19 protein-coding genes are annotated in these 21,183 nt (G+C 62.7%); 8 read left to right on the top strand and 11 right to left on the bottom strand.

The features are described from left to right. From VEK15_01370 to VEK15_01360, 3 genes are all read right to left on the bottom strand, one after another. Positions 1-574 (bottom strand): hypothetical protein (locus VEK15_01370; GenBank protein HXV59314.1); only part of this gene is annotated, 574 nt, incomplete at its 3' end. Then, entirely contained in the window at positions 571-1,686 is a 1,116-nt protein-coding gene (locus VEK15_01365; GenBank protein ID HXV59313.1) for a thioredoxin family protein, read from the bottom strand. The genes VEK15_01370 and VEK15_01365, both read right to left, overlap by 4 nt. A gap of 18 nt (positions 1,687-1,704) precedes the next feature. Beyond that, positions 1,705-1,998, bottom strand: coding sequence for a hypothetical protein (locus VEK15_01360; protein ID HXV59312.1), 294 nt, complete (start codon positions 1,996-1,998; stop codon positions 1,705-1,707). Between the two features lie 27 nt (positions 1,999-2,025). On the opposite strand from VEK15_01360, the gene VEK15_01355 reads away from it, so the two are divergent. Next, entirely contained in the window at positions 2,026-2,922 is an 897-nt protein-coding gene (locus VEK15_01355; protein HXV59311.1) for a DMT family transporter, read from the top strand. A 340-nt stretch (positions 2,923-3,262) separates the two neighbouring features. Here VEK15_01355 and VEK15_01350 read toward each other — a convergent pair whose 3' ends face one another. The 3 genes from VEK15_01350 to VEK15_01340 all read right to left on the bottom strand — a co-directional run bounded on the left by VEK15_01350 (position 3,263) and on the right by VEK15_01340 (position 5,721). Beyond that, the gene (locus tag VEK15_01350) at positions 3,263-4,483 is read right to left on the bottom strand and encodes an ImmA/IrrE family metallo-endopeptidase (protein HXV59310.1); all 1,221 of its coding nucleotides are present in this window, start codon (positions 4,481-4,483) and stop codon (positions 3,263-3,265) included. Between the two features lie 2 nt (positions 4,484-4,485). Further along, positions 4,486-4,779 carry a type II toxin-antitoxin system HigB family toxin gene (locus VEK15_01345; GenBank protein HXV59309.1) on the bottom strand — a complete coding sequence of 98 codons (294 nt, stop codon included), beginning with the start codon at positions 4,777-4,779 and terminating at the stop codon, positions 4,486-4,488. Positions 4,780-5,436: 657 nt separating this feature from the next. After that, on the bottom strand, positions 5,437-5,721 hold the full coding sequence (locus tag VEK15_01340) for a hypothetical protein (protein ID HXV59308.1): 285 nt from the start codon (positions 5,719-5,721) through the stop codon (positions 5,437-5,439). 18 nt (positions 5,722-5,739) lie between these two features. Between VEK15_01340 and VEK15_01335 the strand changes: the two genes are divergently transcribed. The 3 genes from VEK15_01335 to VEK15_01325 all read left to right on the top strand — a co-directional run bounded on the left by VEK15_01335 (position 5,740) and on the right by VEK15_01325 (position 7,053). Further along, positions 5,740-6,219, top strand: a complete 480-nt coding sequence (locus VEK15_01335) for a tannase/feruloyl esterase family alpha/beta hydrolase (GenBank protein HXV59307.1) — start codon at positions 5,740-5,742, stop codon at positions 6,217-6,219. A gap of 220 nt (positions 6,220-6,439) precedes the next feature. Beyond that, positions 6,440-6,679 (top strand): type II toxin-antitoxin system prevent-host-death family antitoxin, encoded by a 240-nt coding sequence (locus tag VEK15_01330; GenBank protein ID HXV59306.1) that lies wholly within the window; start codon positions 6,440-6,442, stop codon positions 6,677-6,679. Continuing rightward, on the top strand, positions 6,676-7,053 hold the full coding sequence (locus VEK15_01325; protein HXV59305.1) for a type II toxin-antitoxin system VapC family toxin: 378 nt from the start codon (positions 6,676-6,678) through the stop codon (positions 7,051-7,053). The genes VEK15_01330 and VEK15_01325 overlap by 4 nt, the downstream gene beginning before the upstream one ends. A gap of 171 nt (positions 7,054-7,224) precedes the next feature. Here the strand turns inward: VEK15_01325 and VEK15_01320 are convergent, their stop codons facing one another. Next, positions 7,225-8,520: an amidohydrolase family protein gene (locus VEK15_01320; protein ID HXV59304.1), complete on the bottom strand. Its 1,296-nt coding sequence runs from the start codon at positions 8,518-8,520 to the stop codon at positions 7,225-7,227. A 26-nt stretch (positions 8,521-8,546) separates the two neighbouring features. On the opposite strand from VEK15_01320, the gene VEK15_01315 reads away from it, so the two are divergent. The 3 genes from VEK15_01315 to VEK15_01305 all read left to right on the top strand — a co-directional run bounded on the left by VEK15_01315 (position 8,547) and on the right by VEK15_01305 (position 14,688). Further along, entirely contained in the window at positions 8,547-10,646 is a 2,100-nt protein-coding gene (locus VEK15_01315; protein ID HXV59303.1) for a hypothetical protein, read from the top strand. A gap of 68 nt (positions 10,647-10,714) precedes the next feature. Next, positions 10,715-13,114 carry an ABC transporter permease gene (locus VEK15_01310; protein HXV59302.1) on the top strand — a complete coding sequence of 800 codons (2,400 nt, stop codon included), beginning with the start codon at positions 10,715-10,717 and terminating at the stop codon, positions 13,112-13,114. Positions 13,115-13,341: 227 nt separating this feature from the next. Next, positions 13,342-14,688 (top strand): serine hydrolase domain-containing protein, encoded by a 1,347-nt coding sequence (locus tag VEK15_01305; GenBank protein HXV59301.1) that lies wholly within the window; start codon positions 13,342-13,344, stop codon positions 14,686-14,688. 76 nt (positions 14,689-14,764) lie between these two features. Here the strand turns inward: VEK15_01305 and zwf are convergent, their stop codons facing one another. From zwf to VEK15_01290, 3 genes are read right to left on the bottom strand one after another with little or no spacing between them, the layout of a single operon-like run. After that, complete coding sequence (gene zwf / locus VEK15_01300) at positions 14,765-16,213, bottom strand: glucose-6-phosphate dehydrogenase (GenBank protein ID HXV59300.1); 1,449 nt, start codon at positions 16,211-16,213, stop codon at positions 14,765-14,767. 34 nt (positions 16,214-16,247) lie between these two features. Then, the gene (locus tag VEK15_01295) at positions 16,248-17,231 is read right to left on the bottom strand and encodes an MBL fold metallo-hydrolase (protein HXV59299.1); all 984 of its coding nucleotides are present in this window, start codon (positions 17,229-17,231) and stop codon (positions 16,248-16,250) included. A 17-nt stretch (positions 17,232-17,248) separates the two neighbouring features. Continuing rightward, positions 17,249-19,969, bottom strand: coding sequence for an AAA domain-containing protein (locus VEK15_01290; protein HXV59298.1), 2,721 nt, complete (start codon positions 19,967-19,969; stop codon positions 17,249-17,251). Between the two features lie 92 nt (positions 19,970-20,061). Between VEK15_01290 and VEK15_01285 the strand changes: the two genes are divergently transcribed. Then, complete coding sequence (locus VEK15_01285; GenBank protein ID HXV59297.1) at positions 20,062-20,571, top strand: tetratricopeptide repeat protein; 510 nt, start codon at positions 20,062-20,064, stop codon at positions 20,569-20,571. Between the two features lie 84 nt (positions 20,572-20,655). On the opposite strand, the gene VEK15_01280 is transcribed toward VEK15_01285, so the two are convergent. Beyond that, positions 20,656-21,081: a DUF86 domain-containing protein gene (locus tag VEK15_01280; protein HXV59296.1), complete on the bottom strand. Its 426-nt coding sequence runs from the start codon at positions 21,079-21,081 to the stop codon at positions 20,656-20,658. Between the last annotated feature and the right edge of the window lie 102 nt (positions 21,082-21,183).

Genomic DNA, 21,183 nt, shown 5'->3' with positions numbered 1-21,183 from the left:
AGTTGCAGGAGAGGATCTGCAGTGTCGTGAACACGACGACGCCGGCGAGCTGGAGCCGCCCGCCGTCTCGCAGGAAGCGGTTCAGACTCCAGAAGACGAAGGGGAACCACTGGAGCGTCAGAAGCTGCAGCTGGAGCAGATGCCCGAATCGGTAAGGCGCGGCGAGGTAGATGGTTCCCGCAATCAGGGCCGCCCATTTGTCGCCGGCGAGATCCCGGGCGAGAAGATACATGCCCAGTCCGGAAAGGACGAACGACGAAAGCATCGCGAAGTTGTACCCGAGGACGAGATTGCCGGTCATCAGGTACACGGGCGCGGCGAGAAGCGTGATCCCGAAGAGGTGCTCGGAATAAGCGAGGGTGTCTGGACGGGGAGCAAAGATGTTCGCGTCGAAAAGCGAGAGCGGATCGGTCGTGAGAATGTGAAAGCTCCAGCCGAGGGTCCAGGCGTTCAGAAGCGCATCGGCCCCATGGCTCAAACCCGATGTCATCCGGGGCAAGAGCGGCCATGTGAGCCAGACCGCGAGGAGCGTGAAGGTGACACAGGCGATCGCCGTCCACCCTCGCTCCTTCATCTCGCTCGTAACGACACCTCGATGTCCTGCCGGCGGTAGAGACACGTCCCATTCACGTCTTCGCAGACGTAGTAGAGAGCGTAGGCGGGAATCCGCGTCGTGCCCGAGAAACCGGTCGGGGTCTCGACCTCGAACTCGACCCGCCGGACCTCCTGGCTCACCGCCTCCGGTGGAACGGCAATCCGGTGGAGGCATTGATCCACCCCGAACGCCTCGACGGGGCTCACCCAGACAAGAAGATCGTCGACCTCGTTGTTCCAGTGCGCTTTGACGCTCGAGTCCGGCCGCATGACGACGTGGACCCGCGCCGTCTCTCCCGGCGCGACCTTCGGCGGCACGGTCACTGTCTCGATCCGGATCAGCGGCTTCTCGTCGCGGAGGATCCGTCCCCCCGGATCCGGCTCCGCGAGGGGCTCCTTCGCTTTCTCGAAACGCTCGACGGGCTCCGCGTACTCTGCCCCGGCCGGCTCTATGGAGAGTGGCACGGGTGTTTCTCCTCGGGAGGCAATCGTGCGTCTCGCTTCGAGAACCCAGTCGTAAAAAGGATAGGGTTTGTCGAGCCTCGGGCCGTACTGCTGGATGCGTCGCCTGACAATGTACTGGTTGGGGTCGAGCTCGAGGGCTCTGGCCCAGCTCTCCACCGCTCGGGCGAAATCGCCATCACGCCGACGACCGGAGTCGTAACGGCTCCGGTAGGCAACGCCTAGGCGAAACGACTGGCTCATGCTCGGGGATCTCCCGGCGAGGCGTTCTATGGCCTCATCGAGCGCGGACTCGCCTCTCCAGAGCAAGAGATGCTCGGCCGAGCCCGCCTCCGCCCGGAGCACTGCGGGTCTCGCTTCGACGGGCGGATAATCCGATTCGAGGAAGGCTTCCAGGTCGGCGTCCGTGGGCCGTTCGTATCGGACGACCCCGTGCTCGTCGACGAGGTAAGTGAGTGGCACGGCCTTCACTCCGAGCAAGTTCATGGAATCGAGGAGCAAGGGCCACTCCATGTTCTTCCACTGCATGAAGAGGCGGGTGCGGTCGGAGTGCTGCTCCTCGACGATACCGACGAGCTGGAGCCTGCCGCTGTCCTGGAGCGACTTGGTCTTCTCGTGCCACCCGGGCACGTGCCTGCGGCAACCCGCTCACCAGGATGCCCAGACGTGCAGCATCACCCGCTTGCCGCGGAAATCCGAGAGCGACAGGGGGCTTCCGTCCGACAACGACGGAAGCGTCAGCTCAGGCACCGGCTCACCGACGCGAAACGGCGAGGCTTGTGTGGCGGAGACGGCCATCAGTAGGAAGACCAAAGCGAAGCTCGTTCGACGCATGGCGAAGGGTACCGTGCCGAACCGTCGCCAGGCAAAGCGCCTCGCCTTGTGGAAAACGTCGCGAGAGATCCCATAGACTTCGACGCCCATGCGCCGCAAGAAAGACACGACTCTCCCGAGGCAGCGTGGCCTTCGTTGATCCTCGCGGGGGAGCTGGCGGGCCTGGGAACGGCGGCGCTCTTCTCGGCGTCGGCGGTGCTCTTCACGCTCGCTTCACGCCGCGTCGGCTCGGCGCGGGTCAACCGCTTCCGGCTTCTCGTGGCACTGCTCATCGCTTGTACGGTGCACTGGGTGACTCGCGGCCAGCCCGCACCGTGGGAGCTTTCTCGGAGCACCTGGATGTGGCTCGCGATCTCCGGCGTCATCGGTCTCGCGGTCGGCGACGATCTGCTCTTCCGCGCCTACGTTCGCATCGGCCCGGCGCTCTCCATGCTCGTGTTCACGCTTTCCCCGGTGATCGCCGCGCTCGCCAGCACGATCGTTCTCGGAGAGCTCCTCTTGGCACGAGAATGGGCGGGTATCGTCGTCACCGTTTCCGGCGTTGCCTCTGTCGTCTCCCAGCGGAGACGTATCGATGTACCGGGCGAGAAACGCTCCTATGTGGCCGGGCTCTTGTTCGCCTTCGGAGGGGCGGCCGGACAGGCATTCGGATTGATTACCGCCAAGCTCGGGCTCATCGAAGGCGCATCGGCGCAGTCGGGAAACGTGATTCGACTCCTCGCGGCCACCGCATCCGCCTGGATCGCTTCCGCGATCCTCGGCCGTGTGGGAGATACGTTACGCGCCTTCCGCGAGGATGGACGGGCAAGCCGGGAAGTCGTCGTTGGGGCGGTCGTCGGCCCCGTGGCCGGCGTGTGGCTTTCGCTCGTCGCCATCGATCTCGCACCCGTCGGTGTCGCTTCGACGCTCATGAGCGTCACCCCGCTGTTTCTGCTGCCCATCGCACGATTGGTCTTCCACGAGCCGGTGACGACACGTGCCGTGCTTGGCACGGTCGTGGCGCTCGCGGGCGTCGCGCTGTTGCTGTGGTGACGCGCGGAGGCACCGCGGCGTTCCTGTTCAAGTAATCGCCCGGCGAAGATCTGCTCGCCGCCATTCGCCACGCCTCGCAGGGCCGCGTCTACCTCACGCCCCCGCGCCCTGACGAGGAATGTCATAGCACGCACGGAGGGCTCCTCAAGCGCTTCGGGGGCGAGATCTTTGTGGCCAGATCAATGTGGCCGTCAAGGAATCAAAGGCCAATTGGCCGGAGCCGCTGAGGGCGCCGAAGGGCGCGTCCAATCGGTCGCGGTCCTGGACATTCCGGCGACTCGTTGAAACCGAGCTTTGCGCTTCCTGTGCACCTGGCCGCGCTCGTAAATGTGTCGACCTGCTATGACCTCATGTCGAAGTGACGTCTGACCGCGCCAGTCCCGACGAACTGCGACAGCAAGCGAAAGTTCCGTCGCTCATACCGAATCTTTCCAGCAACGATGGCAGGGTGCACCTTGAGCGCATTCGCGAGGTTGATGACGGACATGGCCGTGGGGTTCTCACGAACAGCACTTGACTCCCAGAGCGCCCGAGGAACCAAAGCTTCTTCGGCCCATTCGTCGGCCTGGTTCTCCTGCGGATCGTCAGGCGAACCTTCCACTGCACGAAGGGATAGATCGTCCACGAAGGCTCCCTGGCCGTCGATGTCCATGTGCCGTCCGACGTGTGCGAGCTCGTGCAGCAGGCAGAACCAGAAGTAATCGAGCCTATCAAAACGCAGCGTCAGACCGATCACCGGGGTTCCGTCGCCAAGCTTGAGAGCCGCGCCATCGAGGTAGGTTTTGGGAAGATGCCGAACGATGACGAGGGGAATGCCGTGTCTCGCGAGGAGCTCCTTCGCCAGGCGCGGCCCATCTTCCAGCCAACTGAGTTGAGCGAGCTGGCGAAGAAACTCAAGCGTGATCGTTCCTGGGCGATACGCGGCCGATGGTCGCTCCTTGTTGGCGTCGGCAAGTACTTTCCAGCACCAGGCCTTGAGTGCATAAGAGTCCGTCTTCGCGTTGGTCCGCGCCTGAGGGCTCTTTCGGTAGAGTGCTGCTCGGGCGACGGTCGGTCCGCCAGCCTCTCGGATCAGATCGCGAACCAACTCCTCCGCGCGTGCGTCGAGGTTCCGAACTGCCCGAATCCAGCCCATCTTTGCCATGGCCTTGAGTGGGAAGCGATCCCACGCCAGCGTCTCGAGCTCGGTGTCGAATTGCGCGCTGGGCGGCTGCAGGAGCACCTCGGCCGGGATCCCGAGATGCTTGTGGAGGGAGCGAGCCATCGGCATCGTGAGCGACCGCTTCCGGGATAGCACTTCCGATACCTTGGCTCGGCTTCCGAGGAACGGGATCAAGTCTCTCGGCGTGAGACCTGCTTGCTCCAAACGAAACTCGATCGCCGCGACCGGACTCGGAAACCCCATCGGGACGTGCTTCTCTTCGTAGTGCTCGACGAGGTCTGCCAAGACATCCAGTTCTTCGCCTTCAGGCGTACCGGGCTCGGCATCCATGAGCGTTTCGATGCGAGCGAGTGCAGTGTTGTAGTCCGCTTCACTCCGAATCGCTTTGATCCTGCCCATGTTCATATCTCCTCGACGTTGATCCGGTCATATTCCGTGTGAGTGCCAACGAAGCGAATGAAGACGAGCCGAGCGCCGTAGTTGATCTTCACGACTAGACGGTACTTGTTTCCCCTGATGTTGAATACCACACGGTTGTCCGCCACGACGCTGGCACTCCGGTATTTTTCCTTGACCTTTGCTGGGGTGTCCCAGTCCTCCTGCTCGACTTCACGATACCAAGCTAAGAGAGGTTCTTCGGCGTCTCGATGTCGCTCCCAGAAGTCGCATAGAGCTTTATTGGCGATGATCCGCATCTGGAGAAACGACTCGGATCCCTAAATACGTGGATGTATTATGCTCCCAAAATGAACTGTCGTCAACCACACGTCTTTACATTCTGACTATAAATGACTTACGGACAGAAGAAGAGCCCGTGAACGCAGCTCGAACAATGATGGGCTACCGCACGCAACCCAAATCGACCGAATTGCGAAAGAAGGCGCGATCTTCACCGACCATTGACTCTGCCGCTCACCGGATCGACTCCGGCTGTTCGACCTTCAAGGTGTGAAACGTCGTGATTCTCCTGATACTCGTGCCAAATACGATTCGCCTCGGCGAGTTCCGTGTCTGACCAAGTTGTCTCCATATCACCGCCGCTTCTTCACGGATAATTACCTTGGATAGAACCTGCGCGCTGAGGCGCTGTCAGACCACAGATAGGCTCTACAGGAGCTTGTTATAGACACTGTTTCGCGTAGAGGTCGACGAGTTTGTCCTCATTGGAGAGCCGGCGGTACATCGGTTCCTGAAGATGGAGCCGGCTGGGAAAGCCTGCTTTCGGGCCGCTACTGAAACCCCAGCTTTTTCAATACGACGTCAAAACGGGCGTCGTCCCTCAGTGGGTCCAAGAACGAGTCGATTTTCGCGAGGGCGACGGTGATCGAATGCTCGGACACGGCGCGATCGAGTCAGTCGAATGCGGCGTCGATCTCACCGAGGGCGGCATGCGCGCATGCGAGGTAGTAAGGATCCACGTACGCGGATTCCGCAAACGAGCTCAACGTGTCGAAAATGTCCTGAGCCTTCCCACGCTCACCGCAGCGTACGTAGATATATGGCGCGTAGTCGAGAATCTCCGGATTAGCCGGCTGCTCGAGCGCCGACCGACACGTGTCCAGTGCTTTCTCCACCTCGCGTCCTGGATCACGGGGACGCCCGTGCTCGGGGGCGCGGGACTTCAGTTCATTCTCCATTCGTCCCTCAACCAGTTCATGGTCTTTGACGATCCGAGCTATGACCCAATCGGCTACTTATTGATGACAGCGCCCGCCCAGATTCACCTTGATGCGCTGGCCTTGGAAAAACTGGACCCGCCAAAACCAGATCTCACCCGGTTCAAGAGAAGGGGCGGCGAGCTGATTCTCTATCATGGCTGGACCGACCCGTCGCTCGCCCCCAAGCACACGATCCGCTACTTCGACGACATCGAAGAGCACACGGCGGGTCGGCGCGACGCGTTCGCGCGTCTTTTCATGATCCCCGGGATGGCGCACTGCGAGTTCGGTCCTGGCGCACAAATCTTCGATGGCATCGGAGCAATCCGGCGCTGGGTTGAGCAGGGGCGCAAGCCCGACGCTCTGCTGGCGGTCGATTTAACCGGAACCCTCAGCCGACCACTCTGTAAGTACCCGACCGAGCCGGTGTACCTCGGTGGTGATCCGGCCAAAGCTTCGAGCTACGACTGCCGCTGACGCGCGTCGCAGCGGGAACAGATCTCGAGAGAGGATATCGTGCGCCGTCGACGCAGGTGGAGTCGATTACCACTTCACGCGGGCCATTGTAACGGAAGCGATCATCGCTCAGCCTCTCCGGGCGCTCGGCCGCGCCGTCGCCGCGGGGTAAATGCCTGGACGGCGGAACGTTTTCCGGTGTAGACTGACTCAAGACCAGATCTGGTCTGGTTCGACGAACATGGTCATCAACACTGTCTCGGAAGCCAAGGCGAGCCTTTCGGAACTCATCGAAAAAGCGTCCAAGGGAGAGGAAATCATCATTTGTCGGGCCGGGAAGCCCGTAGCGGTCCTTCGAGCCTACCGGAAGGCGGAACGACCTCGCGAGCCGGGAGCGCTTCGGGGAAAGATCCGTATCGCTCCCGATTTCGACGAGCTTCCGGATGACATCGCCGAGGCACTCGGGGCGAAGCCCAGGTGAATCTGCTCCTGGATACGCACGCCCTTCTGTGGTGGCTGGCGGATTCCGCCGAGTTGGGCGACAACGCGCGGGATGCGATACGCGACCCGTCGCGGGTCGTCTACTTCAGCGCGGTGAACGTCTGGGAGATCGTCATCAAGAGAGCTCTCGGAAAGCTCGCCGTGCCGCGGCGATTTTCTCGCGTTTTGGATGAACAACCGTTCGAGCGACTGGCGATGACGGTCGAGCACGCCTTCAAAGTAGGCGATCTCCCGATGCACCATCGGGACCCCTTCGATCGTTTGCTGATCGCGCAGTGCTTCGTGGAGGGACTGACGCTCGTGACCCATGACGGAGACATCGCGAAGTACGAGGTCCCCATCCTTCTCACCTAATGGGGCCACTCCCTTCCAATGTCATCATGTTCGGCGGACTCCATATCGTCGTGGTTTTCTGGACACTCCGAGGAGTCAGTCGAAACCAGGTTTTCCGGTAGAACCGGCGTCTGGGGTCCTCGAGCCCTCTTGCTCCAGTGAGGCGATTTCTCGAAGCGACGGCGCCAGGAATCAGCGAATTTGCCATCCGTTCACTGGCCCGCCGTGGAAGAAGGCCTCCGGCGTGACGACGCCGTCTCGCTTGAAGATCATCCCGTCCTTCATCACGAAACGCACGTCGCGTAGCGCGTCGACGTCCTCGAGCGGGTTGCCGGAAACGGCGATGATGTCCGCGGCGAGGCCGGGCTCTATCGGACCACGCTCGTCAATGACCTCGGCGCACTCGTAGCCGTTGAAGGTCATGATCTTGAGAATCTCTGCGGCAGGAATTCCCGCTGCTTTCCACGTTTTTAGAAAGTCGATCACCACCTCACCGCGGGTCATCCCCGGGACATAGTAATCCGCGTCCGTCGAGAACGTGAGCTTGACGCCGTTCTCGTACGCGTTCTTCAGCCCCGCCACGGTCCGGTCGAAAGCCTCCTGGCTTCCGCGGTACTCGGTGTAGGGTGTCTCCGTGCCCGCGCGCCAGATACCCTTCTCCGCCATCATCTTGTGAAGCTCGTCATCGAGAGCTCGAGAGTGGGCGAGCGACCAGAGCCCCGACTCGATCGCGCGCCGGGCGCCTTCCCGGGTCTGGACGTGCCCCTCGACCTTGAGTCCGGCTCGAGCCGCCTCGCGAACGAAGAGCTTCATCTCGTCGACGCTGTAGCCATAGGGCTTGGCGTCGACCATGATCTTGATGACCTTGGCGCCGAAGAGAACGTTTTGTCGAACCGCTTTGATGATCTCGTCCGTGGTGTCGGCGTCGAGGTACTCGGGATAGACGATTCCGTGGTCCAGGGCCATCTCCGGTGTGGGCCAGTACTGCCCGCCCATGCCTCCGATGATCAACCCGGAGTTGATGATGGTGGGTCCGGGCACCCAGCCTTGCTCGATGGCCACCCGCAACGCCGTATCGGCATAGTTTCCCGCGTTTCCCATGTCGCGTACGACGGTGAAGCCCGAAGAAAGCATTTGAATTCCATTGGACACCGCCTGAATGGCGCGCAGAGGCGTGGAGTCGGAGATATACGTGTAGTAATAGACGTCGCTCTCCGGCTCCTTCTTATAGGTCAGCGCGAGGTGGTTGTGTGTATCGACCAGTCCGGGAAGAACGCTCAGCTCGGACAGGTCGACGACGGCTGCTCCGGCCGGAATCGTGATGTCGCCGACGGCAGCGATCGTCCCGTCTTCCACGAGAATGACCTGGTTCATCGACGCCGTTCCCGTAGCGGGGTCGATGAGGCGCCCCGCGCGGAGGGCAATCGTTTGAGCGTCGAGTCTCGCAGTGAGAACTACGGCAAGCAAAAGAAACGATGTCGTACGCATGGGCGGAAGGGTAGCACAGGGGTGGTATGCTCTTCGGCGATTCGGGAGGGTGGTTCATGACGGTGCTTTTGAGTTTCTTCATTACCGCGGCTGCCGCGCTACAAGAGCCGGAGCCCGCATCGCTCGTCGTCCAGCCGAGCGAGCTGACGCTTCGCGTGGGTGAGAGCGCGAAGCTCGAGGCCACGGTCAAGGACTCCGATGGAAACGTCCTCGACCGGCGGGTTCTCTTCCTGCCGCTGTACGGTCAATACTGGAACCTCGAGGAGCGTACCTGGGGCTTCAATCTCTTCCGGGTGAGGCCTGACGGAACCGTATCGGCGTCACGCCCCGGAAGCTACAAGATCATGGTGCGCGTCCCAAAAGACCCCGACGCGAGTGGGCTCGAGGACGAAGCCTTTCTCCAGCAGGAGATCCCGCTTACGGTCATGCGGCCGCCGGTGGAACGGGTGGAGCTGGTCGACCCACCCCAGCGCTTCTACGAGGGCACGATCGTCCGCCTCTCGACCCGCATCACCGACACGATCGGTGACCTGCGCACCGATTTGACCCCGCGCTTCGAGTCATCGGCGCCCGACATCGCGCGTATCGATTCCATGGGCTATCTGCACCCGGTAAGACCGGGGAGCGTCGTCGTTTCCGCGACCGCGGAGACGAAGAGCGCGAGCCTCGCGATCGAGGTCGCCGACAACCCGGTTGCCGAGCTCGCCATCGAATCCTCTGCCGCGCGGGCACGCACGGGGGACGTACTCCACTTCACTACGAAATTGAAGGATGGCGGCGGGCGCCCGATCGAGGATGTCCCGGTCGTGTTCAGCTTTCACGCCCGCACCAACCCGCTGGCGTCAGGGGGCCCGAGCTCCGGCCTCATCGACCAGAAAGGTCGTTTCGTCGCCGACCTTCCGGGCGAATACTCGATCGTCGCGACGTCCGGCTCGCACGTGGACATGCAGACGGTCACGATCGAGCCCCGTGACGTCCAGCGAAAAGTGGAGCTGGTCGGCCACGGGCGCGTGAGCGACCGCGCCACCTCGGACCTCTGGGTGTGGCAGGGGGCGGACGGACGCGATTACGCGATCACCGGGACGCACAGCGCTTCGGGTCACGCCTACATCTGGGACGTCACCGACCCGAGCCGGATGGAGATCATCGACACCGTTCACGTCGACGCCCGCACGGTGAACGACGTCAAGATCTCCGAGGACGGTCGCATCGCCGTGATCAGCCGCGAGGGGGCGTCGAATCGGCGAAACGGCATCGTGATTCTCGATGTTTCCGAACCCACGGTGGGCGTCCGGATCCTGTCTCGGTACGATGACGAGCTCACCGGCGGAGTGCACAACGTCTACATCCACGACAACCACGTTTACGCGCTCTCGGCCGGACAGCGCTACGATGTCATCAGCATCGAAGACCCCAAGAATCCGCATCGCGTTGGAAAGTTCGAGCTCCCGAATCCCGACCGATCGATCCACGACGTCGTCGTCCAGAACGGGATCGCTTATTCCGCCAACTGGAACGACGGCGTCGTCGTCGTGGACGTTGGCGGAGGCGGCCGGGGTGGCTCACCTCGGAATCCCGTGATGCTCGGGAGCTTCCCCTTTCCCACTGGATGGAACCACGCCGTCTACCCCTACCGCAGCCAATCGACGGGCAAGTTCTATATCTTTGCCGGAGACGAGGCGGCCCGCACCGGGCGGTTCAGCCCCGAGCCCGAGATGGGGAGCGGGACGCCCGGCTACGAAGGTGAGTCCGCGCGGTGGCGGGGCTGGATCCACATCCTCGCCTGGGAAGATGGAGAAGAGCCCGAGCTCGTCGCCCGATACGAGGTTCCCGAGGCGGGCAGCCACAACATCTGGGTCGAGGACGATGTCATGTACGTCGCCTTCTATAACGGCGGGCTCCGGATCGTCGACGTGTCGGGAGAGCTCCTCGGAAACCTGTACCGGCAGCAGCGCGAGATCGCCCACTTCCTCCCCTTCGACCCCGAAGGGTTCGTCCCCAACTCACCTCAAGTGTGGGGCGCTCAGCCGCACAAAGGCGTCATCTTCTTTTCCGACTACAACTCCGGCCTGTGGGCGGTTCGGCTGGCGGAGTCGAAGCAAGCCCACACGGCCACGGAGCCCTAACGCGCTGAAACTCCGGCACAACCCGATGACAGCAAATTCCGTCCAAACTCCCGAGGAGTGTTTCGTCGATGATCGGGAAGGAATTGAAGCTGGCAGCGCGATCCCTCGTTCGCAGCTCGGGTTTCACCGTAGTGGCCGTCTTGACCCTGGCCCTGGGAATCGGTGCGAGCACCGCGATCTTCACGGTGGTTCGGAGCGTGCTCCTGGAGGCGCTTCCGTATGATGAGCCGGACGAACTGGTAAGGTTCTGGACTTACTGGGACGACTATCCTCGCGGATCGATCAGCGAGCCGGAATATTTCGACTATCTCGACCAGAATCAGGTCTTCCGCCACATCGCCATCTATCGGGGCCGGAGCTCGAACCTCTCCGTCGGAAACGGCGACCCGGAAAGGGTATTGATTTGCGATGCCACGGGGCAGTTCTTCCCTCTCCTCGGCGTCCCCTCTCTTCTGGGCCGAACGTTGGGGCCGGACGACGACGAGCCCAGCTCCGCTCGCGTCGCCGTCGCGAGTTTTGGCCTCTGGCAGCGGAGCCTGGGAGGGGACGCTGCGGCCGTTGGGCGAACGATCCACATCGAAGGCGAAGCACATACTCTCGTCGGAATCATGCCCCCCGATTTCTCCTACCCGAACCATCAAACCGAGCTTTGGAGAGCGACGCGCCTCGACCGTGCGAAGCTCGGAAGCCGCGGTAACCACGGCTACAACGGAATTGCGCGGTTGGGGCAGAGCGTCACCGTCGAGCAAGCCCAGAGCGACGTGTCGGCCATCGCCCGGCGACTGCAGGAGCAATTTCCCGACAACTATCCCGAAGACAGCGGTTTCGGGCTGATCCTCGTTCCGTTGTTCGAGCACACGGTCGGTTCCGTGCGACCGGCCCTGCTGGTCCTGCTCGCCGCCGTGGGCTTAGTACTGCTCATCGCCTGCGCCAACGTGGCCAACCTGACGCTCGTGCGCGCCGCGGCAAAAGAGAAGGAGATGGCGCTACGTGCGGCGCTCGGCGCCGGTCGGATCCGACTCGTCGCCGGCTCGCTGGCGGAGAGCTCGATTCTGGCTGGTGCGGGAATGATGCTCGGGATCGCCGTGGCGTTCGGATGCGTGCGCGCCGTTATGGTCCTCGGCCCGGATGCCTTACCACGTCTCGAAAGTGCGCGCATCGACGGGCCGGTGCTCGGCTTCTCGCTCCTGATTTCGGCAGTGACGGTCTTGCTGTTCGGATTGGCGCCATCGTTGCGGGTCACGCGGCTTGCCTCGCGGCTCCGGGAGAGCGGGCGCAGCACGATGGGGCGCGAGTCTCAGCGCCTGCGAGCGACACTGGTGGTCGTTCAGATCGCGCTCGCCGTCGTCCTGCTCATTGGAGCGGGGCTCCTGGTGCGAACCTTCGAGAATCTGCTCCAGGTGGATCCCGGTTTTCGGACCGAGCAGGTCCTCACCATGGAGATGACTCTCGGAGAGGATGGCTACCCGGACGGCGAACGGCGAGCGCAGTTCTTCGGCGAGCTCGTCGATGCCCTGCAGAGCCTGCCGGGAGTGGTCGCGGCCGGCGCGATCTCGAACCCTCCGTTGAGCGGGTGGAGCAACGACCAATCCGTAGAGGTAGAAGGCTTCGACCCACCGAGCGGCTTCAACGTCTTCGACGAGGTGCGCCTCGTCGCCGGACGCTATTTCGAGACGCTGCGAATCCCCCTGCTCCAGGGGGAGACCTTCACCGGCTTAGAAACGCGCGATGGGCCTCCGGTCGTCATCGTGAGCGAGTCGCTCGCCAGAAAATACTGGGGCGACGCGAGTCCCCTCGGGAAAAGGTTGCGACTCGAGGACGACGAGCCATGGAAGACAGTGGTAGGGGTCGTGGGCGACATCCGTCACCAGGGCCTCTCCGAGCCCATTCGACCCACGTACTACGTGCCGCACGCCCAGCGTCCCTGGCGAGGGATGACGATTTCCCTTCGATCGACCGGGGAGGCAGAAGCGGTCGCTCGCGCGGCAAGGGCGACGGCGGCCCGGATCGATCGGTCGCAACCCGTATACAACGTTCGTTCGATGAGCGAGCTCGTGTCCGACAACGTCGCGAGACCGCGGTTCAATACGCTCCTCCTATCGGCGTTCGCCGTCGTCGCAGTGTCGATGGCGGCGATCGGGATCTACGGTGTTCTCGCTTATTCGGTGGGACAGAGAACTCAGGAGATCGGAATTCGGATGGCCCTCGGCGCGTCCCAGAGGAAGATCCCGTGGCTCGTGGCGCGCCAAGGCGCGGTGCTCGTGATTCTCGGAATGGGGCTCGGTCTGGCTCTTGCCGCAACGCTGTCCCGGCTCTTGTCGAGCCTGCTCTTCGCCGTCAGCGAGCGCGACCCCCTGACGTTCGTGGCGGCTCCGGTTGTGTTGGCCGCGGTGGCTCTTCTGGCCTGTTACGTACCGGCCCGGCGCGCCTCCCAAGTGGATCCGATCGTAGCGCTTCGGTACGAATGAGATCGGCGGTCGCGCTTTCTCGCGCGCACAGACCACATAAACAAGCTCCTCGGCCGTGTTCGGGAGCCGCAGAGCTTTGCGTCTCAGGCGGCCGACGACACGGACGGCGTCGAGCTCGCGTGTCCACTTGGCTTCACGGCCTCGTCGATGAGATTCGCCCCGGCGCGCGATACCCAAGGATCGTCAAACGGTTGACGCCCGGTATTTCCCGCCATAGGCTCGCGGTCATGAGAAACAAGAATGCCGTTCGCGTCCTGGTTACGACCCTACTCCTTGCCCTGGCCCCTTTCGCTCTCGCCCAGGAACTGCCGCTCGCCGCGCCCGAAGGCGTCGGGATGTCGTCAGAGCGTCTCGAGCGGTTGACGGAGACGATGCAGGGCTACGTCGACAGCGGCGAGCTCGCGGGCGCCGTCGTGCTCGTCGCGCGCCACGGACAGGTCGCGTACTTGAAAGCTTTCGGCCAGCGCGATCGCGAGAGCGCCGCTCCCATGCGGGAAGACACCATCTTCCGCATCGCCTCCCAGACGAAGGCCATCGTGAGCGTCGCGGTGATGACGCTCCAGGAAGAAGGCAAGCTCCTCATCAGCGATCCCCTGGGCAAGTACTTTCCCGAGTTCATGGAGACGTCGGTGGCGGTGCCGCGCGAGCTCGGAGGCTACGACGTGGTGGCGGCCAAACGGCCGATTACCATACGCGATTTACTCACCCACACATCGGGTATCGGCTATGGAGGCGGTATCGCCCGCGACCGCTGGGAGGCGGCCGCGATCCGGGGCTGGTATTTCGCCGACCGTGAGGAGCCCATTCGCGAGACGGTCCGGCGCATGGCGGCCCTCCCCTTCGACGCGCAGCCGGGTGAGCGATTCGTCTACGGCTACTCGACCGACATCCTCGGTGCGCTCGTCGAGCACGTCTCGGGAATGCCTCTCGACCAGGCGCTTCGCACCCGGATCTTCGAACCGCTGGGAATGGACGACACGCACTTCTATCTTCCAAGCGACAAGCGCGATCGGCTTGCCACCGTCTATGCTGCGGACGGACTCGCAAGAGCGCCGGAGTCGGGCGGCATGATGGGCCAGGGGCTCTATGCCGAGGGTCCGCGCACGAGCTTTTCGGGCGGAGCCGGCCTTCTCTCGACCGCCTCAAATTACGCACGCTTTCTCGAGATGATGCTCGAAGGAGGCTCCCTCGATGGAAGGCGCGTGCTGAGTCCCAACACGGTGAAGCTCATGACGGCCGACCATCTCGTGGAAGCTCCCTATGGAAGTCCGGGGAGAGGCTTCGGTCTTGGCTTCGAGGTTCTCGAGGATCTGGGCGCGGCCGGCGAGCCCGGCACCGTGGGCCTGTTTCGTTGGGGCGGTGCCTATCACACCACGTACTGGGTCGACCCCGCCGAAGACCTCGTCGTGACCTACATGACGCAGCTCATTCCCGCCGGCGACATCGACGATCATCGGAAGCTGCGCGCGCTCGTCTATCAGGCCATCGTGGACGAATCTCCGAGCACCCGCCGTCAGTCGAGCGAAGCAATGGCAGCCGCGAGCCCGGTTTTCAAGTCCGTAGAGCATCCCTGAACGGCGAGCGCAGCTGATGCGGGAAAGAAGAACAGGACCCGTTCCGGTGACGACGAATAGCCCATGAGGCAGCCCGCTAATGCTCGCACCCGCTTTGCCAGCTCCGACCCTCTCGCCCGAGAAGACGGTCCGCCGCTTTCGGGCCCCAACTGCCGCGCTCGTAAATCTCGAGCGGCGGAGCCGAGGCGCCACGCCAACCCTCGAGGACGGGATCGATGACCTTCCAGGCAAGCTCGATACCGTCGCTCCGAGCGAAAAGCGACGCATCACCGTGGAGTGCATCGAGCAGAAGTCGCTCGTAGGCCTCGGGAATGGTAATGCCCTCGAAATCCTCCGCGTAGTGAAACTCCATGTCGACCGAGCGAAGCTCGGCGACGGTGTCGGGCACTTTGGCCTCGAAGCGCAGGTGCATCCCCTCGTCGGGCTGAACGCATATGGCGAGATAGTTGTTGCGGATCCGGGAACCGGGCGGCAAGGGGAACATGATGTGGGGTGGACACCGAAACTGGATCAGGATCTCGGAAACTTTCCTCTTCAGGGCCTTTCCCGATCGCAAATAGAAAGGCACGCCCTGCCATCGCCAGTTGTCGATCTGGAGCTTCAGCGCGGCGTAGGTGGCGGTCTCGGAGCCGTCGGATACGCCATCCGCTTCGCGGTAGCCCCGATATTGTCCCCGAACCGTGTCGTGAGAGAGTCGATCGAGCGCCACCGGACGCATCGCCGCCAGCACCTTCGACTTTTCGTTGCGGACCGCATCGGCATCGAATGACGCCGGAGGCTCCATGGCGACGAGGGTCAAGAGCTGCAACAAGTGGTTCTGGAACATGTCCCGTAGCACGCCGGTCTCGTCGTAGAACCGGGCGCGGTGGCCGACGTCCACCGATTCGGCAACGGTCAGCTGCACGTGGTCGACATAGTTTCGGTTCCAGATTGGCTCGAAGACGGTGTTGCCGAAGCGAAAGAAGAGAATGTTCTGGGCAGTCTCCTTGCCGAGATAGTGATCGATTCGATAAATCTGGCTCTCGAGGAAGACGGCATGGACGGCCGCACTGAGCTCTCTCGCCGATTCCAGATCGCTTCCGAAGGGCTTTTCGATGACGACCCGACGGAATCCCGCCCCCTCGTTCGCCATACCCGTTTGCCCCAAATGGGTGACCGTGGGCTCGTAGTAGTGTGGGGACACCGAGAGGTAATAGAGACGGTTCGCCGGCTGTGTTTCTAGCTCGGTGAGCTTTCGATCGAGAGAAGCGAAGTCCTCGTGGCGATCGAGATTTCCGCGAAAGTAGTGGAGCATCCGCGCGAACTCGTGCCAGGCCCCGGGATCAAAGTGGTCCGGCACGAACTCCCGTACGGCATCGTTCATCAGGCCGCGGAAACTCTCGTCGGTGTAATCACGGCGGGCGAAACCAACGATGCGGAGACCGTCCGGCAGCCGCTTCTTTTGATGGAGATTGAACAAACCGGGAACGAGCTTGCGGGCCGTCAGATCCCCCGATGCACCGAAAATCACGATCGTGGTGCTCACCGTTTCTCCTTTGGTCTCAAATATACGCGGGTGATCAATAGCGGTCGAGGTCGTTCGCGAGCACGACCCTGCCCGTATATTCGGCCCTTACTTCGTCGATGATGCGGTGCTCGGGCACGCCATAGAAAAGACCGTGAATCAGAACCAGCAAACCCGGCCGGGCAAGGCTTGCCAGCCGGCCGAGCTCGCTCGCGGTCGTGTGAGACACGCGGTGATAGGCCTGGAACCCCTCGGAGGTTCGCGAGAGCCCTTCGTCGCTGATGACCTCGTGAAACAGCAGGTCGACCCCCCGCGACATTTCTGCGACTTTGTCGCTGTAGGCCGTATCGCCGGAAATTACGATGCTCTTCTCGTCAGTCGTGATCCGGTAACCGTACGCCGGCTTTACTTCACCGTGATTGACGCTGAACGCCTCGACGAGCATGCCGTCTTTCTCCAGCACGACGCCTTCGGAGATCTGGGTGACATCGATCTCGTAGGCGTCAGCCGTCCGCACCGGCTGATTTCCTGATGTCCTGAGCGCCGTGTCCGGCGCCATCATGGCATACATACCCTGGGTAAGCGCCTCGAGCCCCTTCGGCCCCCAGGCGCGGAGTGCGTGGCGCCGACGCCACCACAGTGTCGAGGCGAGCTCGGGGTAGTCCGCGGTGTGATCGCTGTGCAGGTGGGTGACGAAGACACAACAAATCAGGCTCGGATAGAGGGAAGGGATATCGTACTTGTAGCGAGCGATGACGGCGTTGCGTATCGATCCCGCGCCCACGTCGAACAGGTACGTCTCACCTTTGTGAATCACGGCGATGCTGAATCCCGCGCGTTTCGCGTCCGGAACCGGCGTCCCGGTGCCCAGGACGACGACCTGAGTGGGGGCATCGAGCTCCGCCTGGCCCGGGCCCTCGCGTTCTTCGACGACCGCGCTGGGCACGACCTTGGCTAACCTTGTGTCCTGGCGTGTCCCGCAGGCGGCGAGAAACAACGAAAGAACTGCGATCTCCGGAAGAATAATTCTCAACGTCATCTATCTCCTGAGCGAGGTTAGTCCAAACGCGAAAGGATGGCTTCGACGCAGGCCTCCGGATTCTTTCGCCAGGCGTAGAGTGGCAATGGGAAAACCGGGAGCCCGGCCCGTCGGAGCATGAGGGTGCGCTCGCGGTCGAACGCCGGGGCGAGCTCGCCGGGGTGGCCGATGAGATCGATCCCGAGCGGGCGTGCTCTTTCGACGACGAGATCCACTACCATGCCGGCGACGGCGTATGTGGGGAATACTCGGCATCCGGCACTTTCGAGCCGGGCCATCACGTCCGCGAGGAAGGCGTCATCAGTGGTTGCTTCTCGGGACGCGGGAACGATATCGCTCCGCGCGACATCATGAAGGTATTTTGCGAGCAGACTTCCCGCCGGTGCCTCCGATGGATCGATCGAGACGAAAAGGATCTGACGCGCGCGGGCTCGGGTGATGGAGACGTTGAACACGTCGGGCTGGTTGAGATAACGAAGAGCCGACGGGTGGGTGCTGGCGTCCACGGCGAAGGACAAGAGCATGACGTCGCGCTCGTCGCCTTGAAATCCGTAGGGTGTCGAGACGAGGAGGTCGTGTTTCTCGATGGACTCCAGAGGGAACCGCTTCAGGATCTGCCTCGACAGGTGCTCGACTTGATCGCGAAGCGGGGAGAGGACGCCGATCGAGTGGCAGACCGAGGAGGGAAGCTCCCTTTCGCGCTCCACCCAATCCGCAATCTCCGCGAGAACGGCCTCGGCTTCCACGGGGTTCTGTCCGCTCGCGTTTCGCTTGCCTCTTACGCGTCGGAGCTCGACGCCGTGCCGCCTCTCGGTATCCGGCCGCGCCGTCATCACCCGGAGCCGTCCATCATAGAACTCGCGATTGCTGAAGGCGATGATCGAGGGCAGGCTGCGGTAGTGCTCGTCGAGAAAGCCGATCTGATCCGAGGAGCCGAGGGCGTCGTCGACCCGGTCGAGCAGGCTTCGCTCGCGGTAGTCGAGCGTGGCCGCTTCGCCATCGTCGAGTCCGTGCTCTTCGGCGATGGCGCGCTGTCGCGCCCGGGCGAGAAAGGAGACGTGACGCAGCTGTCTCGGGTCGCCCGTCACCACGACGCGGCGGGCACGGAAGAAAGCGGGGAGCGGACTCGCCATGTCGCTCTGGGTCGCTTCGTCCACGATCACGATGTCGAAGAGCTCGGGCTCGAGGGGCGCGAGGCGGGAAAGCTCCTTGAACGAGCACATCCACAAGGGGAAGGCGGTGATCAGGAGGGACAAATCCATTTCGGAGAAGAGCTTCTCTTGCCGGCTCGAGGTACGTGCGCGGATGGCGCCCTGGAAGCGTTTGAGCTCGCGGCGGTGGTTTCGTAAGAGCTTGCGAATCGTGGCGAGTCGCGTGCTTCGAAGAAGCTCGGTCGCGAGGGCGATCCGCTGTTCGATAGCCTCCTCGAAGGCCTCTACCAGCCCGAAGAGCGCGGGGGCATCGCCGAGACGCCAGTCGAGATAGCGGAGGCGAAGTCGGTCGATAAAGGAAAGTGCGCCGCTTCGTGCGGAAAGACGGCCCCAGGAGAGCTCACGATCGTGACGCTCATCGAGCTTTTGCCCCGCGCGCTCGAGCGTCCGAACCGAGCGGCCGAGCCGCCGCTTCAGCTCGACCGGAGACTCCACCGCTACGGACTCGAGGCCGGAGCCGGCGTCTAGCAGGCGCTCGAGAAAATCTTTGAGTTTTTTGCGGTAGTCGCCACTGCCGCCGCGCAGAATGGGTGTCGTTTCTCCCAGGATCGTCTCGAGCTTCTTCTCGATGACGTCGATGGCTCGCTCGGTACGGCACGCCACGAGGACGCTCTCTCCGCGGAGCACGTGATCGAGGGCGAGGGCGGAGACCGTGTAGGACTTGCCCGTGCCGGGCGGCCCGACGACGAGGCTCAAGTTGTTGCCGCGAGCGGAGCGAACGATCTTCTTCTGAGCGTTGCTGAGGACGGCAGGGACGGTGCGGAAGTCGTCGGGATCCTCGGGAACGTTGGGGGCGGTAGCGTGGAAGAGCGAAAGAAGCGGCGGGGAGGGAGGGAGGGCGGCGATCTCCGACAACTCGAACAGGACCCCCTGCGTCGATTGCGGGTTGGGAACGAGCGCCATTGCCGACGCGGGCAGGCAAACCAGCTTCTGGCTGCGAGCTCGGGACTCGATTTCGCGCTCCGACATGAGCGCGGGGTAATTGTAGAGCGGGTCGATGGAGACGTCGGGGAAGGAGCCTCTTATGAGGTCGATGAGATCGGGGAGACTGCTCTCGTGGATGGGCGGCGCGGGAAACTTCTGAAGGATCGATTCGACGTCGGAGATTTCGCCATCGCCGGTCCCGGTGAGCTCGGCGAGGACGGCGAAATTGAGGCACGGGTCTTCGGCACGGATTTTCAACGCCGTTACCGGCTCGCCCGAAACCTCGTAGCGGTCGATCGAGGCGGGAAAATACACGAGGGGTGCGGCTAACCGGCGGCCAGTGAGACTCGTACCCGTCACGATGAAGGACGCGTAGATGAGCGACCGTTCCCGCTTGTACATCGTCGCGGACTTGAGCGCCTCGAGCCCGGTTTCGAGCGGGATCGCCACCGCATCCTGGAGCCCGGTCAGGAGAACTTCCGTCCCCCCGGCGAAATAACGGTGGCGGACGTCCTCGTGAAAGAGGTCGAATATCGCGGCCTCGCGATTGTCGGCCTGGTGGCATGCGGCGAGATAACGTATCCGTCTCCAGACGCTTTCCAAGAGGTTTCATTGTACCCCCGCGCGGATGCTCGGAGTCCCATCGTGGTTGACGCCTCGCCACCGCTTCGCCTAGGCTTTCCCGGTAACGCTTCATGAACCAGGACGACCGACGGCTCGTTTTCGAGAGCGCCATGGAGGATTACCGTGCCGGTATGCATGGTCTCGCGGCGCGAACGCTTCGCTCTCTCGTAGAAGACGGTAGCGAGGATCCCCTCCACCTGTCGTACTGCGGACTGCTGGCGGCGACCGCGGAGGGGCTCATCGACGAGGGCGTGGCGATGTGCCGGCGCGCCGTCGCCCAGGACGGAAAACGAGTGGGCCAGCTGCACCTCAATTTGGCGCGGGCTCTTTCGGTGGACGGGCGGCGCCGTGAAGCCATCGATGCGCTCTCGCGGGGGCTCGCCGCCCACCCCGGAGACCCTCAACTGAGACGGGAGCTCCAGCACCTCGTTCCTCGCGCTCGGCCCGTGTTTCGTTCACTGCCTCGCCGCCACGCCCTCAACAAATACGCTGGAATCGCCCGAACCGTTGGAGGGCGACTCTGGGTGACCTTCGTTCCCCAAATCAGACGCGTTTCTCTGCGAAAAGGAGACCCCCGATGAGAATCGCTTCGCCATCAACTGAACCACGTGCCGTTCAGCCAGACAGAGAGTAACGACCTAAGGTGAGCTGAGAACACTCATTTCTCATTCGGGATCCGTGTACCTCGATCCGATGGCAACGGCGAACCGTTCCAGATCGATCAGTTCCTCATTCAAGATCTCGTGGAGCCGCTCGTGGTCGATCTCCGCATAACCGTGAACCAGCCGGTTTCGCAAGCCGACCGCACGGGCCAGCTTCTCGGCGAGCTCCGTCGGAATGACACGATTTTCCGCCAGGATCAGCGGCACATCGCGAAGCTTGAGCGGCTTGCGAAACCCCTCGGCAGCGATTACGTGGTTACCGGCATCGAGCGTCGCTTCCAAGGCGATCCGAAGATAGTGCTCGGCGAGAGCCCGGTCGGTTTCGTTTGTAAGATAGTCGTCGCGAGCCTGTTCGGCGATTCGCTCGAGCTTGACGAGCGCGCTCCGCAGTTTGCTCAGTCTCGTCGCCAGGATTTCCCGATCAACCAACGACACGTCCCTTGCTGAGTGTCTCGAACAAAGCGTCGTTGTATTGCTCGGAAAAGTAACGAAAGTCCAAATACTCTTTGATGGCACTCGCCTCGAAAAGGA

The sequence above is a fragment of the Vicinamibacteria bacterium genome (assembly GCA_035620555.1).
Classification (GTDB): domain Bacteria; phylum Acidobacteriota; class Vicinamibacteria; order Marinacidobacterales; family SMYC01; genus DASPGQ01.
This window is presented reverse-complemented; position numbering and strand designations above follow the sequence as displayed.

Bases quoted from the DNA above. Each gene is read 5' to 3' on its own strand.
- VEK15_01350 (HXV59310.1), bottom strand. From the start codon at position 4,483: ATGGGCAGGATCAAAGCGATTCGGAGTGAAGCGGACTACAACACTGCA.
- VEK15_01345 (HXV59309.1), bottom strand. From the start codon at position 4,779: ATGCGGATCATCGCCAATAAAGCTCTATGCGACTTCTGGGAGCGACAT.
- VEK15_01340 (HXV59308.1), bottom strand. From the start codon at position 5,721: ATGGAGAATGAACTGAAGTCCCGCGCCCCCGAGCACGGGCGTCCCCGT.
- VEK15_01335 (HXV59307.1), top strand. From the start codon at position 5,740: ATGGTCTTTGACGATCCGAGCTATGACCCAATCGGCTACTTATTGATG.
- VEK15_01330 (HXV59306.1), top strand. From the start codon at position 6,440: ATGGTCATCAACACTGTCTCGGAAGCCAAGGCGAGCCTTTCGGAACTC.
- VEK15_01320 (HXV59304.1), bottom strand. From the start codon at position 8,520: ATGCGTACGACATCGTTTCTTTTGCTTGCCGTAGTTCTCACTGCGAGA.
- VEK15_01315 (HXV59303.1), top strand. From the start codon at position 8,547: ATGCTCTTCGGCGATTCGGGAGGGTGGTTCATGACGGTGCTTTTGAGT.
- VEK15_01310 (HXV59302.1), top strand. From the start codon at position 10,715: ATGATCGGGAAGGAATTGAAGCTGGCAGCGCGATCCCTCGTTCGCAGC.
- VEK15_01305 (HXV59301.1), top strand. From the start codon at position 13,342: ATGAGAAACAAGAATGCCGTTCGCGTCCTGGTTACGACCCTACTCCTT.
- VEK15_01295 (HXV59299.1), bottom strand. From the start codon at position 17,231: ATGACGTTGAGAATTATTCTTCCGGAGATCGCAGTTCTTTCGTTGTTT.
- VEK15_01285 (HXV59297.1), top strand. From the start codon at position 20,062: ATGAACCAGGACGACCGACGGCTCGTTTTCGAGAGCGCCATGGAGGAT.